This window comes from Enhydrobacter sp. (assembly GCF_030246845.1).
Classification (GTDB): domain Bacteria; phylum Pseudomonadota; class Alphaproteobacteria; order Reyranellales; family Reyranellaceae; genus Reyranella.
This window is the reverse complement of the sequence record NZ_CP126889.1, coordinates 337,598-351,824: the sequence shown is the minus strand read 5'-3', so window position 1 is coordinate 351,824 and position 14,227 is coordinate 337,598. Positions and strand designations below refer to the sequence as shown.

The window sequence follows — 14,227 nt, the reverse complement described above, 5'->3', positions numbered from 1 at the left end:
GGTAACGCGATGTTCAAGCTGAGGCCGGCGTTCTGGCCCACCGTGATCTCGGTGCCCATCTTCATCCTCTGCATGGCGCTCGCGGTGTGGCAGCTCGAGCGGCGGGAGTGGAAGTGGGGCATCCTCGACCGCATCGCCGCCAATCAGGCGGCGGCGCCGATCACGCTCGACGAGCTGCTGGCGGGCGATCCGCTCGCCCATGAATACGGCCGGGTCAAGATCTCCGGCACGTTCCTGAACGACCACGAGTTCTATCTCGCCGCCCGCTCGCTCAAGGACCAGGTCGGCATGCACGTGATCACGCCGGTGCGCACCGACGAAGGGCGGATCGTGCTGTTCGACCGTGGCTGGATCCCGTCGGCGAAGAAGGATCCGGCCACGCGCGCGGCGGGCGAGATCGCGGGCCATGTCGACCTCGTGGGCGTCGTGCGGCGGACCCAGGTGCAGCACTACTTCACGCCCGACAACCATCCGGAGAATAACTTCTGGTTCACCGTCGACGTGCCGGCGATGCGCAGGATCGCAGGCGGCGCGCCCGATCCCAGGCTCGACAGCTTCTTCCTCGACGCCGACGCCACGCCCAATCCCGGCGGCCTGCCGATCGGCGGCCAGACCCATCTCGACATTCCCAACGACCATCTGCAGTACGCCATCACCTGGTTCCTGATCGGGCTCGCCCTGATCGGCGTCTATCTCGCCTATCACTGGGAGAACGGCCGGCTCGCCGTGAACGGCCGCACCAAGGCGAAGGGCGGGGATCCCGCATGATCGCCAACGACCCCTACGCCGAGCTGGAGCGCCGCTTCGCCCGGCTGAGCGCGATCGGCCGTTCGGCTGCGATCCTGAACTGGGATCGCTCGACCATGATGCCGGAGGGCGCGAGCGCCGATCGCGCCGACCAGCTCGCGACGCTCAGCGTGCTCGGGCACGAGATCATGGTGGCGCCCGACATGGCCGAGCTGCTTTCGCGGGCGGAGGAGGGGAGGGGCGCGCTCGGTGCCTGGCAGGCCGCCAACCTGCGCGAGATGCGGCACGCCTGGACGCACGCCAACGCCCTGCCGGCCGACCTCGTCGAGGCGCGCACACGCGCGACCTCGGCCTGCGAGATGGTCTGGCGCGAGGCGCGGAAGGCGGCCGACTTCACCCGCCTGCTGCCGACCCTCGGCGAGGTGGTGACGCTGACGCGCCGCGTCGGCGAGGCCAAGGCGGCCGCGCTCGGGCTGCCGTTCTACGATGCGCTGCTCGACGAGTACGAGCCCGGCGGTCGCGCCGCCCGCATCGACACGCTGTTCGGCGAGCTCGAAACCTTCGTGCCGGGCCTGCTGGGCGAGGTCACGGAGCGGCAGAAGCGGATGGGCCAACCGCTGCCGCTCGAGGGGCCCTTCCCGGTCGAGGCCCAGCGTGCGCTGGGCGAGAAGCTGATCCGCACCATCGGCTTCGACTTCACGCACGGCCGGCTCGACGTCTCGGCCCATCCCTTCACCGGCGGCACGCCCGACGACGTGCGCATCACCACGCGCTACGACGAGGCCGATTTCGCCCGTGCGCTGATGGGCGTGCTGCACGAGTGCGGCCACGCGCTCTACGAGCTCGGCCTGCCGCGCGACTGGCGGCGCCAGCCGGTCGGCAATGCGCGCGGCATGGTGCTGCACGAGAGCCAGTCGCTGCTGATGGAGATGCAGGCCTGCCGCAGCGACGCCTTCATCGCCTTCGCCGCGCCCCTGATGCGCGCGGCCTTCGGCCGAAGCGGCCGGGCCTGGGAGGCGGCCAACATCCATCGCCTCTACACGCGCGTGGCGCCCGGCTTCATCCGCGTCGATGCCGACGAGGTCACCTATCCGCTGCACATCTTGCTGCGCTACCGGCTGGAGCGCGCGATCCTGGGCGGCGACCTCGCGCTGGCAGATCTGCCTTCGGCCTGGAACGCGGGCATGAAGGAGCTGCTCGGCATCGTGCCGCCGGACGACGCGGTGGGCTGCCTGCAGGACATCCACTGGCCCGACGGCGCCTGGGGCTATTTCCCGACCTATACGCTCGGCGCGCTCGCCGCCGCCCAGCTCTTCGCCGCCGCCCGCAAGGCCAATCCCGGCCTGCTGGAGGCGATCGGGCAGGGCGACTTCGCGCCGCTGCTGGCTTGGCTGCGCGCCAACGTCCACAGCAAGGGCTCGCTCGCCGACACCGACACGCTGCTCACAGAAGCCACCGGCGCGCCGCTCGGCACCGCCGCCTTCAAGGCGCATCTGGAGAGCCGCTATCTGGCGCCGTGATTGCGCCACTCCAGTTGCGCCCATGCGGTGTTTCGGCAAAACGTGCCATCGCGCCGAAATCGTTGTTTGACCGGCATCGCCCAATTTGAGACCATTGAGATCAATGATCCCAAAGCGGCGACGCCCGATGGCCGGCAATTTGCATGTGCGCAATCTTGACGACGAGTTGATCGCCAGGCTGAAACGGCGCGCCGCCCGGCACGGCCGCTCGGCCGAGGCCGAGCATCGGGAAATCCTGCGACAGGCTCTTGCCGGCGAGGACGAGCCTTCCTTCGACAAGCTGGCGGCCGAGTTGCGCAAGCTGACGAGGCGGCGCAAGCAGACCCCCTCGGAGATTCTGCTCCGTGAAGGGCGCAACGAGCGGTGATCACGCTCGTCGTCGACGCCAGCATCGTCGTCAAATGGGTGATCGAGGAGGAGGGGACGCCACAGGCCCTGGCACTTCGCGGCCGAGCGAAGCTGATCGCACCCGAACTCCTGGTCGCCGAGTGCGCGAACATTCTTTGGAAGAAGGTCCGGCGAAACGAGCTTTCCAACGACGAAGCCCTTCTCGCGGCCCGGCTTCTGCAGGCAGCAGACGTCGAACTGTTGCCCACGCGCTCGCTGCTGGAAGCGGCAACGCGCATCGCGATCGGGCTCGATCATCCAGCTTATGACTGCCTCTATTTAACCCTGGCGGCCGAGAACGGCTGCCCATTCGTTACCGCCGACGAGCGACTCCTGCGCAAGCTCGATCAGCGCAGGCCGCGGCTCCTCCGCGGAAGGGCGATATCGTTGACAAAGGCGGCCGGGCTTGTCGGCCGGCTGCCGCCTTGACCTCGAAGAATTTCACCACTCCCCGGCTTTTGACGTTTCCGGTCCCCCGGCGTAAGAGGGGCCATGCTCGACCTGCGCCCCAACTGCGAATGCTGCGACAAGGACCTGCCGAACGGCGCGCCGGATGCGCTGATCTGCACCTTCGAATGCACCTTCTGCGCCGACTGCGCGCGCACCCGGCTGGGCGGGGTCTGTCCCAACTGCGGCGGCGACCTCGTGAAGCGGCCGACGCGGCCGGAGCGGATGCTGGCCAAGTATCCGCCCTCGACCGAACGCGTGCGCAAGGACCACGCGCCCTGCCGCCAGGTGGCGTGAACTCGCTGCGCAGGGTAGTAAAGATCCCTCGCGGCGCTCGGGATGACATCGCCTTCGAGCCTGGGATCATACTGCTTTTGACCGTGTCATCCCGGGCCGGAGGCGAGGGATCCTTCGCGGCGCCTGAACCAGAGTGACGAGTCGCATGCGTTACATCAGCACCCGCCATGGCTTGCAGGGCAATCCCGCGCCGCTGTCGTTCCAAGACGTCATGCTGGCGGGGCTGGCGCGCGACGGCGGGCTCTATCTGCCCGAGAGCTGGCCGCAGTTCTCGAAGGCCGAGATCGCGGCGCTGCGCGACAAGCCCTATGCCGAGGTGGCGTTCCGGGTCATGGAGCCGTTCGTCGGCGACTCCTTCGGCGAACCGACCTTCCGCCGCCTGATCGGCGAGGCCTATGCGACCTTCGACACGCCCGACGTCGCGCCGCTCAGGCCGCTGGGCCGGCCCACCCGGACGGACGCCGGGCTGCACCTGCTCGAGCTGTTCCACGGCCCCACGCTCGCCTTCAAGGACGTGGCGCTGCAGCTCCTCGGCCGCCTGCTCGACCACACGCTGCAGAACCACGGCCAGCACGCCACCATCGTCGGCGCGACCTCGGGCGACACCGGCTCGGCCGCGATCGAGGCGGTGCGCGACCGCCGGACCATCGACATCTTCATGCTCCATCCGCGCGGACGGGTGAGCGAGGTGCAGCGCCGCCAGATGACCACGGTGCTGGCGCCCAACGTGCACAACATCGCGGTCCAGGGCACGTTCGACGACTGCCAGGATCTCGCCAAGGCCTGCTTCAACGATCTCGCCTTCCGCGACCGCCATGCACTGACGGCGGTGAACTCGATCAACTTCGCGCGCGTGATGGCGCAGATCGTCTATTACTTCTGGGCGGCGCTGAAGCTTGGCGCGCCCGAGCGGCCGGTCGCCTTCGCCGTGCCGACCGGCAATTTCGGCAACGTCTATGCCGGCTACGCCGCGCGCCAGATGGGCCTGCCGGTGTCGCACTTCGTGGTCGCCGCCAACGCCAACGACATCCTGCCGCGCTTCTTCGAGCAGGGGGCGATGACTCTGGCCGGCGTGGTGCCCACGCTCAGCCCCTCGATGGACATCCAGATCTCGAGCAACTTCGAGCGCCTGCTGTTCGACCTCTACGGCCGCGACGGCAAGGTGCTGGCCGAGGCCATGGCGGCGTTCCGCAGGACCGGCACGCTGGCCGTCGGCGCCAACGCCTTGGGCGGCGTGCGGGCGCTGTTCGACGCCGGCCGCCTCGACGACCCGGGCACGCTGCAGGCGATCGCCGACGCCAGCCGCCGCTTCGGCGAGACGCTCGATCCCCATACCGCCATCGGCTATGCCGTGGCGCAACAGCATCGCCGTGATCCGAAGGTGCCGATGATCGTGCTCGCGACCGCCCATCCCGCCAAGTTCCCTGACGCCGTGCAGAAGGCGACCGGCGTGCGTCCGCCGCTGCCGTCACGCATCGACGATCTCATGGACCGCACCGAGCGCGCCGACCGGCTGCCGAACGACGCCGAGGCGCTGAAGGCGCTGATCGACGAGCGCATGTCGGCCCGGGAGCAGAAGGGACGAACCTCGCGCGCCGCGCGGCCGAAGGTGCGGACATGAGCGAGGTCGAGGTCACGACGCTCGCCAACGGGCTGCGCGTGGCGACCGACGCCATGCCCGAGGTCGAATCGGCCTCGCTCGGCGTCTGGGTCGCCTGCGGCACACGCCACGAGAGCGCGGAACTCAACGGCATGGCGCACATGCTGGAGCACATGGCGTTCAAGGGCACGAAAACGCGCAGCGCCCGCGCGATCGCCGAGGAGATCGAGACCGTCGGCGGCAGCCTCAACGCCTACACCGGCCGCGAGATCACCGCCTACCACGCCTCGGTGCTGAAGGAGGACGTGGCGCTCGGCGTCGAGCTGGTGGCCGACATCCTGCGCAACTCGGTGTTCGATCCCGACGAGCTGCAGCGCGAGCGCGGCGTCATCCTGCAGGAGATCGGCCAGGCGCTCGACACGCCCGACGACCTGATCTTCGACCAGTTCCAGGAGATCGCGCTGCCCGACCAGCCGCTCGGCCGGCCGGTGCTGGGCACGGCCGATTCGGTCGAGGCGATCGGCCGCGACCATCTCTTCGCCTTCCTCGCGCGCCACTACACCGCGTCGAACATGGTGCTGGCGGCGGCGGGGCGGGTCGAGCACGGGCGGATCGTCGAGCTGGCGGAGAAGCACTTCGGCACGGTGCCGCGCACGGCCGCCAACGCGCCGCCGCTGCAGCCGCTCGCCTATGTCGGCGGCGAGAACCGCGAGCCGCGGCCGCTCGAGCAGGCGCATCTGGTGCTGGGTTGCGAGGGCATCGGCTACCGCGATCCCGACTATTACGCCAGCGTCGTCTACTCGACATTGTTCGGCGGCGGCATGTCCTCGCGCCTGTTCCAGCGCATCCGCGAGGAGCGCGGGCTGGTCTACGGCATCCACTGCTTCAACTCGGCCTATGCCGACGGCGGGCTGTTCGGCATCTATGCCGGCACCGGCGAGGACGATCTCGCCGAGCTGGTGCCGGCGGTGTGCGAGGAGTTCGCGGGTGTCGCCGACACGGTCACCGAGGCGGAGCTCGCGCGCGCCCGCGCCCAGATCAAGGCCGGCACGCTGATGGCGCTCGAGTCGAGCGGCGCGCGCTGCGAGCAGGCGGCGCGGCATCTGCTTATCCACGACCGGTCGATTCCCTACGCCGAGATCGTGGCCCGCATCGAGGCGGTCGACCAGGAAGCGGTGCGCCGCGTCGCCCGCCGCTTCCTGCAAGGCAGCCTCACGCTGGCCGCCCTCGGCCCCATCGCCCCGCTCGAGCCCCTGGACAGGATCGCCGCCCGCCTCGCGGCCTGAGTCATCAGAGCGCGTCACTCACGCGATGTCGAAACAGCAAGATTGCGCCACTGGAGTGGCGCGCTCCCCCGAGCGCTCATGGGAGCGCGCAACTCCAGTTGCGCTCATGGGGTGTCGGGACAGGGAAGATTGTGCCACTGGAGTGGCCGCGCTCCTATGACGGTTTATCAAAGCGGAAGCGCGCGTGGCACCAGGGCCAGTGTGCCGCTTTGTCCATGAGACCAGCCTTCACGGCGTTGTTCTCGATGTAGCTGACGGTCGATTCGAAGTGCCGCTCGTTGCGGATGTAGGTGTCCCAGTAGTCGTCTTGCCAGAACGGGCCGAAGCGTTGCAGAAGGCGATTGGCTGCCCGCGCCGAAAACCGCTTCCAGGAACTCACGATGCTTCCCACCGTCCGGTCGGGCCTGGGCTCGACCAGGACATGAACATGGTTCGGCATGATCGTCCAGGCGAATAGCCGATAACGCATGCCATCGAAGTGGAGCAGGGCATTCTCGACGATGCGGGCAATCGCCGGCTCCTTGAGCAAGCAGTCGCCGTGGCCCGCGTCGAGAAGAGCATCGCGATCGGCGTCGGGAAGCGGCGCCGTCATGAGCTTCATTTTCTCTATCGCCTCGGCAGGCAGACTGTCGGCCAATCGGAAGGTCAGGAATTGGATCGTCTCGGCCGAATCGAAGTGCGGCAGATACCCGCGCGAGTGCCAGCCCTTATGATTCATGAGCGCCACTGGAGTGGCGCGCTCCCATGAGTCGCCTTCTTAATCATAGGAGCGCGCGACTCCGATCGCGCTCATGGCGTATCGAAGCAAAGAAGATTGCGCCACTGGAGTGGCGCGCCCCTCCGAGCTATCGCCGCTCGGCGGGGACCGTCGTGCTGCGGGCGCCGCTGATCAGGCCGTCGGTCGCGACTGCCGGCTTGTTGCGCGGCGGGACGCCGATGGCGGCACGGTCGTGGACGGCCTTCACCTCGCTCGAATGTCGGATGAGGTTGTAGCGCAGCGCGGTGTAGAGGTTGACCGGGAACGGCATGTTGGCGTTGAAGTCGATGATCAGCACCACGCGCGTTTCCTCGGTCTGGTTCTTGACCCAGTGCTCGCGCGTGTCGTCGAACACAAGCGGCACGCCCTCCTGCCAGAAGAAGTGGTGACCGCCGATCTCGATCCAGCACTTCTCCGGCTCCTTGGGCACGATCAGCGGATAGTGGAAGCGGATCACGCCCGCCGCCGAGCCGCGATGGGGAACGATCTCCGCGCCGCCGGCCAGGATGCTGAAGAGGGCGGTATGCACGCCCGGGATGCGCGAGATGGCCTCATAGGTGTCGGGCACCGCGGCGGTGTTCTCCTTCACCTCGTGGCCCCAGATCTTCAGCAGGAAGGTGCGCCAGGCGCGGCCGGCGACATAGAGGTCGCGCGGATGAACCTCGTGCAGCGCCGGGATCTCGTCGTGGTGGCTCAGCAGGTACTGCAGGTCGGCCTTGATCTTGTCGTGGCTCTTCTTGAGCTCGGCCAGCACCGGGAAGACCTTGATCGCATCCTCGCCGCCCAGCGGCAGCTTGGGCATGCGGCGCAGGATCATGTCCGACATCTTGAGATTGAAGTTCTCGATCGGCTCCTGCGGCACCCAGATGTGCTTGGTCAGATAGAAGCGGCCTTTCTGGCCGACCTTGGAATGCTCGTCGGTTTCCATGGCGGGGGGTCCGGTCTCCTTGTTTGGACGCAACTTCATCCTGCCCGCGCGCTTTTTCAAGATATTGAATTGACGCGGACGTGAACAACCGGACGGCCGGGCTCGTGCGGCAAACCCCGGAAATCATGGAACAATTCACCGGGCCGGCCTACTATGACAGGCAAATGTTCCGCTTCGCCGACGTTCCCCTGTCGCTGTCGGGAATGACCCGGATCACGGGAAGGCGCGTCTATCTGCGCGCCCCGAGCATGGAGGACTGGCCGGAATGGGCCGAGCTCAGGGCCCGCAGCCGGGCCTTCCTCACCCCGTGGGAGCCGACCTGGCCCGACGATTCGCTGGGCCGGGACCACTATCGCCGCCGCCTGCGCCAGCAGGTGCGCGAATGGCGGGCGGGGGAGGCCTACGGGCTGTTCGTCTTCCTGTCCGAGGGCCGCAAGCTGGTGGGCGGCATCAATCTCAGCAATGTCCGCCGCGGCGTCGCCCAGACCGCCTCGGTCGGCTACTGGATGGGCCAGCCCTATGCCGGGCAGGGGCTGATGACCGATGCGCTGCGCGCGGTGCTGCCATTCGTGTTCGACGATCTCAGGCTGCACCGGCTGGAAGCGGCCTGCCTGCCGCACAACGAGCCCTCCAAGGCGGTGCTGGCCAAGGTCGGCTTCCATGAGGAGGGGCTGGCGCGGCAGTACCTCAGGATCAACGGCCACTGGGCCGACCATCTCCTGTTCGCCCTGCTGCGCGCCGACTACGATTCGTTGCTGCGGGCGGAGCGCTGACATGCGCAACCTCACCCCGGACACCATCACGCAGGCGTTCGCCGACTATGCGAAGGGCGCGCCCTCGGCCCGCACGCGCGAGCTGCTGGTGAGCCTCGCCGGCCACCTGCACCGCTTCGTGCGCGACAACAAGGTGACCGAAGCGGAGTGGGGCGCCGCCATCGCGGCCCTGACACGCGCCGTCGCGTTCACCGACGACAAGCGCAACGAGTACATCCTGTTCTCCGACCTGCTGGGCGTCTCCTCGCTGGTCGACATGGTCAACGCCTCGACCGGGGGCACGCCGTCCTCGGTGCTGGGCCCGTTCCATATCGAGAACGCGCCCGAGCTGCCGAACGGCGGCGATCTCTGGAAGGGGCAGGTCGGCGAGCCGCTGGTGGTGAGCGGCCGAGTGGTCGACGACAAGGGCGCGCCGGCCGCCGGCACGGTGCTGGCGCTCTGGCAGAACGCCGGCAACGGCCTCTATGCGCAGCAGGATCCCGGGCAGAACCCGACCAACTACCACGCGCGCCTGAAGGTGGCGCCCGACGGCACCTTCGCCTTCTCGACCGTGCGGCCGCTCTCCTACACGGTGCCGGACGACGGCCCGGCCGGCGACATGCTGCGCGCGCTCGGCCGCGAAGCGTGGCGGCCGGCGCATCTGCACATGATCGTCCAGGCGCCGGGCCGCAAGCCCTTGATCACCGAGTTCTTCCCCGAGGACGACAAGTATCTCGATCGCGACGCCGTATTCGGCGTGCGCGCCGGCCTGGTCCTTCCCTTCAAGCGCACGGCCGACCGTTCGGCGCTGCCAGCCAACCTCGCCGCCCGCGAGTCGCTGCCGCTGCCGGTCTGGACCGCGACCATCGACGTGACCCTGCCGGCGGCTTAGGCGCGGGCCTTCGCGTCCCCCTCACCCGACCTCTCCCCCTATCGGGGGAGAGGAGCATGAGAGGTGCTCTCGTTTTCTTTCTCCTCTCCCCCGATAGGGGGAGAGGTCGGGCGAGGGGGCGACGCCATCCAGCCCTGGATCATCTCGAGCGGGAAGGGGAAGACGATGGTGGAGCTGCGCTCGCCCGCGATCTCGAACAGCGTCGCGAGATAGCGGAGCTGCATGGCCTGCGGCACCGGGGCCAGGATCTGCGCCGCCTCCAGCATCTTCTGCGCCGCCTGCTGCTCGCCCTCGGCGTTGATGATCTTGGCGCGGCGGCTGCGCTCGGCCTCGGCCTGGCGGGCGATGGCGCGGATCATGCTGTCGTCGAGGTCGATGCGCTTGATCTCGACATTGGAGACCTTGATGCCCCAGGCATCGGTCTGGGTGTCGAGCACGTCCTGGATGTCGGCGCTGAGTTTGTCGCGCTCGGTCAGCATCTGGTCGAGATCGTGCTTGCCCAGGATCGAGCGCAGCGTCGTCTGGGCGAGCTGGCTGGTGGCGTCGCGGAAGGCCTTGACCTGGATCACCGCGCGCTCGGCGTCGACCACCCGGAAATAGATCACCGCGCTCACCTTCACCGAGACGTTGTCGCGCGAGATCACGTCCTGGCTCGGCACCTCCTCGACGATGATGCGCAGGTCGACGCGCACCATCTGCTGCACGAACGGCACCAGCAGCACGAAGCCCGGCCCCTTGGTGCCGGTGTAGCGGCCGAGCGTGAACACGACGCCACGCTCGTACTCGAACAGGATGCGCACGGCCGCGACGAACAGGGCGACCAGCGCCAGGACGACGATGACGACGATTGTACCGGTGAAAAGCATGTCCTTCCTCACATCGGCTCGACGGTGAGAACGAGGTCCTTGCGGCCGGTGACCCGGATGCGGGCGCCGGGCTCGAGCGGCTGGGCGGCGCGGGCCTGCCAGATCTCGCCATGGACGCGGATGCGGCCGCTCGCGCCCTGCCACTCCAGCGCCTCGCCCTCGGCGCCGATCATCGCCTCGCTGCCGGTGACGACGCGGCGGCGGCGCGAGCGCAGCAGCAGGGCGAGCCCCAGCAGGAAGAAAGCGCCGGTCACGATCGTGGCGGCGATCACGACGGAGAGCGAGAGCCCGAAGGTCGGCCCGGCGCCGCGGAACATGATGATCGAGCCCACTGCGAAGGCCGCGATTCCGGCGAGGCCGATGGCGCCGAACGAGCCGATGAAGGCCTCCGCCACCATCAGGCCCACGCCCAGGATCACGAGGCCCGCGCCGGCATAGTCGACGGGCAGCAGGTTGAAGGCGAAGAGCGCGATCAGGAGGCTGATGCCGCCGATCAGCCCGGGCAGGATCACGCCGGGGTTGGCGAGCTCGAAGATGAGGCCATAGATGCCCAGCAGCATGAAGAGATAGGCGACATTGGGGTCGGCGATCACGGAGAGGAGCCGCACCCGCCAGTCCGGCGCCAGGGTGACGATCTCGAGCCCCGCGGTCTGCAACTGCTCGGGCTTGCCTCCGACGAGCGCGGTGCGGCCGTCGATCTTGCGCAGGAGGTCGGGCAGGTCGTCGGCGATCACGTCGACGACGTGCTGCTTCAGCGCCTCGTTCGCGGGCAGGCTCACGGCGTTGCGCACCGCATCGGCCGCCCAGTCGGCGTTGCGGCCGTGCAGGTCGGCGAGGCTGCGGATGAAGGCGACCGCGTCGTTCAGGATCTTGCGCGATTCGGTATCGTCAGGCGCCGGCTTGCGCTCGGCTTCGTCGTCCTTCGGCTTGCCGCCCGGAAAGGGCGACAGGCCGCCGATCTGGATCGGCGTCGCGGCGCCGAGATTGGTGCCCGGCGCCATGGCGGCGATGCCGGCGGCGTAGGCGATGTAGGTGCCCGCGCTCGCCGCCCGCGCCCCGGACGGCGCGACGTAGACCGCGACCGGCACCGACGAGGCGAGCATGGCGCGGATGATCTCGCGCATCGAGCTGCCGAGGCCGCCCGGCGTGTCCATGCGCAGCACGACGAGACCGGTGTCGGTGGGATCGAGCGCCTTCAGGCCACGCACGACATAGTCGGCGACGGCAGGCCCGATCGCGCCATCGATCTCCAGCACCACCGCGCGGCGGCCGTCGGCGCCCGCTGACGCGGCCAGCAGGGAGAGCACGGCGGCCGCCAGCAGCGCTGCTGTCTTCGCGAGGCCCAACCGCATGGACTGCCTCCCCGGCTATCGCACCTGGCAAAACTTCCGGTCACGGAAGGCGGTGTCATGACACGGCTTCCTGCGACCGCCCTTTTCGCTTCTCGCCAGTCCGTCCCGCTATGCTACATCAAAGTTGAAAGACGAAACCGATCAAAACTGATGTCCGTCTCCGGCCCCATGCCCCTCGTGCGAGTCCGCGGCGTCTCGAAAGCCTTCGCAAATGGCGTGGCGGCGCTGGCCGACGTGTCGCTGGACGTGGGCGAGGGCGAGTTTCTGAGCGTGCTGGGACCGTCGGGCTGCGGCAAGACCACCCTGCTGCGCGTGATCGCGAGGCTGGCCGAGCCGAACGGCGGCAGCGTCGAGCGGCCGGCCGGCCGCAACGAGACCGGCTTCGTCTTCCAGGAGCCGACCCTGATGCCGTGGGCGACGGCGCTCGCCAATGTCGCGCTGCCGCTCAGGCTCGCGGGGGTGGCGCGGGCCGGCCGTCTCGCGCGGGCCAGGGAGGCGCTGGCCGGCGTGGGGCTCGCGGGCTTCGAGAAGAGCTATCCGCGCGAGCTGTCCGGCGGCATGAAGATGCGCGTGTCGATCGCCCGTGCGCTCGTCACGCGGCCGCGGCTCCTGCTGATGGACGAGCCGTTCGCCGCGCTCGACGAGATCACGCGCCACAAGCTCAACATCGACCTCCTGACGCTGTGGCGGCGCGAGCGCTTCACGGCGGTGTTCGTCACGCATTCGGTGTTCGAATCGGTGTTCCTGTCGCAGCGCGTCGCGATCATGAGCGCGCGGCCGGGCCGCATCGCGGCGGAGCTGGCAATTCCCGTCGCCTATCCGCGCGACGAGGCGTTCCGCACCTCCGCCGACTACGCCGCCCTCTGTCGCCAGGTCTCGCGGCGGCTCGGCGAGGCGATGGCGGCAGATGCCGAGGCGGCATGAAGCACACGGCCAACATGGTGAGACCGTCAACGGGATGGTCGCAGCGAAAGCTCCATGCCCATGGCATGCATCACTTTCAGGATCGTTCCGAAGCTCGGATTCCCTTCGCCGGAGAGAGCCTTGTACAGGCTTTCACGCCCCAAGCCCGTCTCTCGCGCAAGCTGCGTCATGCCGCGCGCGCGGGCGATGGTGCCCAATGCCTTGGCAATGAAGGCTGCATCGTCGCCGGCTTCCTCGAAGCAAGCCTTCAGGTAGGCCCTGCAATCCTCGTCCGTCTTCAAATGCTCGGCCGAGTCCCACTTCCTGAGCTTGATCTTCTTCGCCATGCCTCACTCCTTCCTCAGCGCTGCCGCCAGCTCGAGAGCGGTGCGGATATCGTGCCTCTGGCTGGACTTGTCGCCGCCGCAGAGCAGCACGATGATCTCCAGACCGCGGCGCGCGCGATAGCCTGGTCCAAATGCCAATCGCGCTTCGGCCACACCGCCGCCAATCGCTTTCCAGTCGCCCAGATTGCCATCCTCCATCCGGTCGATTCGAGCCTGAATGCGCCGTTGTGCTGCCCGATCGTGCAGTCGGGCGAACCAGTCGTCGAACGCCTCGGTGGTGAGGATCGTGTACACTGCCGATCTGTCTCTTATTTTATACGTATTGTAAAGTGTACAGTTCGGCCGTTGGGTTGGAAACCATGACGGCGAAGGCGGTTGCGCCGCTGGTGCTGGGTGTGCTGATCCTCAGTCTGTGGGAGGGGGCGGTGCGGCTGCTCGCCCTCCCGTCCTACATCCTGCCGGGACCGGTGCTGATCGCTAAGACGCTGGTCGCCGACTGGAGCCTGCTCGCGCCGTCGCTCGGGGTGACGCTCGCCATCACGCTGGAGGCGCTGGCGGCCGCCGTCGTGGTCGGCGGTTTGCTCGCGGTGCTGTTCTCGCTGTCGCGCTGGGTCGAGCTGTCGCTCTTTCCCTATGCCATCATCCTTCAGGTGACGCCGATCGTGGCGATCGCGCCGCTCATCATCATCTGGGCCAACAACGTCGATCTCTCGCTGCTGATCTGTGCCTGGCTGGTGGCGTTCTTTCCGATCCTGTCCAACACCATCCTCGGCCTGCGTTCGGTCGATCGCAACTTGCTCGACCTGTTCGAGCTGCACGGCGCCGGTCGCTGGCGCACGCTCGTCCATCTGCGCCTGCCGGCGGCGCTGCCGTACTTCCTGGGCGGGCTGCGCATCTCGGGCGGGCTGGCCTTGATCGGCGCGGTGGTGGCCGAGTTCGTGGCCGGCACCGGCGGCAGCGCCTCGGGCCTCGCCTGGCGCATCCTGGAAGCGGGCTACCAGCTCAAGGTCCCGCGCATGTTCGCCGCCCTGGCGCTGATCTCGGCCACCGGTATCGCGATCTTCCTCGCCCTCACGCTGCTCTCGCACCTGCTGCTGCGCCGCTGGCACGAGTCGGCTCTGGCGGCGCGAGAGTAGGCGACAAGGC

General features: G+C 68.4%; 17 protein-coding genes. 11 read left to right on the top strand and 6 right to left on the bottom strand.

Features of this window, described 5'->3' with window-relative positions:
• The first annotated feature begins 9 nt into the window (after positions 1-9).
• The 7 genes from OJF58_RS01895 (at position 10) to OJF58_RS01865 (ending at position 6,284) form a co-directional block, all read left to right on the top strand.
• Complete coding sequence (locus OJF58_RS01895; protein ID WP_300781381.1) at positions 10-768, top strand: SURF1 family protein; 759 nt, start codon at positions 10-12, stop codon at positions 766-768.
• Positions 765-2,267, top strand: a complete 1,503-nt coding sequence (locus OJF58_RS01890; RefSeq protein WP_300781380.1) for a carboxypeptidase M32 — start codon at positions 765-767, stop codon at positions 2,265-2,267. Before OJF58_RS01895 ends, OJF58_RS01890 begins: the two co-directional genes overlap by 4 nt.
• 127 nt (positions 2,268-2,394) lie before the next feature.
• Positions 2,395-2,634: a hypothetical protein gene (locus OJF58_RS01885; RefSeq protein WP_300781379.1), complete on the top strand. Its 240-nt coding sequence runs from the start codon at positions 2,395-2,397 to the stop codon at positions 2,632-2,634.
• The gene (locus OJF58_RS01880; RefSeq protein WP_300781378.1) at positions 2,631-3,083 is read left to right on the top strand and encodes a type II toxin-antitoxin system VapC family toxin; all 453 of its coding nucleotides are present in this window, start codon (positions 2,631-2,633) and stop codon (positions 3,081-3,083) included. Before OJF58_RS01885 ends, OJF58_RS01880 begins: the two co-directional genes overlap by 4 nt.
• A 63-nt stretch (positions 3,084-3,146) precedes the next feature.
• The gene (locus OJF58_RS01875; RefSeq protein ID WP_300781377.1) at positions 3,147-3,398 is read left to right on the top strand and encodes a DUF1272 domain-containing protein; all 252 of its coding nucleotides are present in this window, start codon (positions 3,147-3,149) and stop codon (positions 3,396-3,398) included.
• 145 nt (positions 3,399-3,543) lie between these two features.
• Positions 3,544-5,019, top strand: a complete 1,476-nt coding sequence (thrC, locus tag OJF58_RS01870) for a threonine synthase (protein ID WP_300781376.1) — start codon at positions 3,544-3,546, stop codon at positions 5,017-5,019.
• Positions 5,016-6,284: a pitrilysin family protein gene (locus tag OJF58_RS01865; protein ID WP_300781375.1), complete on the top strand. Its 1,269-nt coding sequence runs from the start codon at positions 5,016-5,018 to the stop codon at positions 6,282-6,284. Before thrC ends, OJF58_RS01865 begins: the two co-directional genes overlap by 4 nt.
• A 154-nt stretch (positions 6,285-6,438) precedes the next feature.
• Here the strand turns inward: OJF58_RS01865 and OJF58_RS01860 are convergent, their stop codons facing one another.
• Together OJF58_RS01860 and OJF58_RS01855 are read right to left on the bottom strand one after the other, a co-directional pair.
• The gene (locus OJF58_RS01860) at positions 6,439-6,921 is read right to left on the bottom strand and encodes a transposase (RefSeq protein WP_300781374.1); all 483 of its coding nucleotides are present in this window, start codon (positions 6,919-6,921) and stop codon (positions 6,439-6,441) included.
• Positions 6,922-7,129: 208 nt separating this feature from the next.
• Positions 7,130-7,969, bottom strand: a complete 840-nt coding sequence (locus tag OJF58_RS01855) for an aspartyl/asparaginyl beta-hydroxylase domain-containing protein (RefSeq protein WP_300781373.1) — start codon at positions 7,967-7,969, stop codon at positions 7,130-7,132.
• Positions 7,970-8,172: 203 nt separating this feature from the next.
• Between OJF58_RS01855 and OJF58_RS01850 the strand changes: the two genes are divergently transcribed.
• Both OJF58_RS01850 and OJF58_RS01845 read left to right on the top strand, forming a co-directional pair.
• Positions 8,173-8,742: a GNAT family protein gene (locus OJF58_RS01850; protein ID WP_300785133.1), complete on the top strand. Its 570-nt coding sequence runs from the start codon at positions 8,173-8,175 to the stop codon at positions 8,740-8,742.
• Between the two features lies 1 nt (position 8,743).
• Positions 8,744-9,613 (top strand): dioxygenase, encoded by an 870-nt coding sequence (locus OJF58_RS01845; RefSeq protein ID WP_300781372.1) that lies wholly within the window; start codon positions 8,744-8,746, stop codon positions 9,611-9,613.
• Between the two features lie 38 nt (positions 9,614-9,651).
• On the opposite strand, the gene OJF58_RS01840 is transcribed toward OJF58_RS01845, so the two are convergent.
• Positions 9,652-10,479 carry a slipin family protein gene (locus OJF58_RS01840; RefSeq protein ID WP_300781371.1) on the bottom strand — a complete coding sequence of 276 codons (828 nt, stop codon included), beginning with the start codon at positions 10,477-10,479 and terminating at the stop codon, positions 9,652-9,654.
• 8 nt (positions 10,480-10,487) lie between these two features.
• On the bottom strand, positions 10,488-11,831 hold the full coding sequence (locus OJF58_RS01835; RefSeq protein ID WP_300781370.1) for a nodulation protein NfeD: 1,344 nt from the start codon (positions 11,829-11,831) through the stop codon (positions 10,488-10,490).
• A 150-nt stretch (positions 11,832-11,981) separates the two neighbouring features.
• Between OJF58_RS01835 and OJF58_RS01830 the strand changes: the two genes are divergently transcribed.
• Entirely contained in the window at positions 11,982-12,755 is a 774-nt protein-coding gene (locus tag OJF58_RS01830; RefSeq protein ID WP_300781369.1) for an ABC transporter ATP-binding protein, read from the top strand.
• Between the two features lie 26 nt (positions 12,756-12,781).
• Here OJF58_RS01830 and OJF58_RS01825 read toward each other — a convergent pair whose 3' ends face one another.
• Positions 12,782-13,081, bottom strand: a complete 300-nt coding sequence (locus OJF58_RS01825; protein WP_300781368.1) for an addiction module antidote protein — start codon at positions 13,079-13,081, stop codon at positions 12,782-12,784.
• A 3-nt stretch (positions 13,082-13,084) separates the two neighbouring features.
• A complete protein-coding gene (locus tag OJF58_RS01820) occupies positions 13,085-13,375 on the bottom strand; it encodes a type II toxin-antitoxin system RelE/ParE family toxin (RefSeq protein ID WP_300781367.1) in 291 nt (96 codons plus the stop codon).
• 65 nt (positions 13,376-13,440) lie between these two features.
• Here OJF58_RS01820 and OJF58_RS01815 point away from each other — a divergent pair, with 65 nt between their 5' ends.
• On the top strand, positions 13,441-14,217 hold the full coding sequence (locus tag OJF58_RS01815; RefSeq protein WP_300781366.1) for an ABC transporter permease: 777 nt from the start codon (positions 13,441-13,443) through the stop codon (positions 14,215-14,217).
• Positions 14,218-14,227: the final 10 nt, after the last annotated feature.